Annotated in this window: 1 protein-coding gene; it reads right to left on the reverse strand. The window is 41.7% G+C overall.

All coding sequences use genetic code 11. The features are described 5' to 3' along the window. Positions 1–767: 2-oxoacid:acceptor oxidoreductase family protein (locus AMDU4_RS12010; RefSeq protein WP_290705286.1), on the reverse strand; the 767-nt coding region annotated here is incomplete at its 3' end. Positions 768–820: the final 53 nt, after the last annotated feature.

Raw genomic sequence — 820 nt, forward strand, 5'->3', positions numbered from 1 at the left:
ATAAGTGAGAATCCTGGACCGGATGTTGCAGTAGCACTTCTGGTTCCTGTAAGAGCTGCACCGTTTGCCATGTTTATTGCAGAAAGTTCATCCTCACACTGTACTACCACAAGCCCTGCTTTCTTCAGATCTTTTCCGGCAGATTCCAGGAACTTCATTTCTTCATGGCTTTCCAGTAGTGTGCTTTCATCACTTGCTGGCGTTATTGGATAATAGGTCTGAAACCTGAGACCGCCCATTAATTTGCCAATGGCTGTTGCATCATTGCCTGTCAGAAGCATTCTTGCGGTTGCAGGATATGTTGGCAATGTTTCCGTTTTTATTGAAGAACCTGCAACGTAATCGTATGCTGCTTTTATTACCTGAATATTTGATTCTATTACAGCTGGCTTTTTCTTGAAGGCAAACTTTATACCCTCATCTGCATGGTCCTCATCCAGACCAAGCAATGCCAGAGTGACCCCCGCCCCGAGTGTGTTATAATAACGGTTTGCCGGTCCATTGTGCACATTTTCGTTGATCAGTTTGTCAAAAGGTATAGCTATTACATCTATTCCCGTTTTCTTGAAGTATTCAAGAACTCCCTGAATGTCTAGGGTAAGATTCATTGATAAAAGTTCATCCTCTATTCTTCCGCTTGTATCAGATGTGATCATTCTAGCATTTTTAAGGCTAAATCCGTTAAAAGCTGAATCATAAACAACCTTTGCTCCCTTGGACACATCGAACATATGCTCGAATAGTGTATCTGGGTCTAAAGCTACCATTATATCCACAGGATATTTCAGTGATTTAGGCCGCTCGTGCATTATTCTAAAAT

The organism is Ferroplasma sp. Type II, assembly GCF_000496155.1.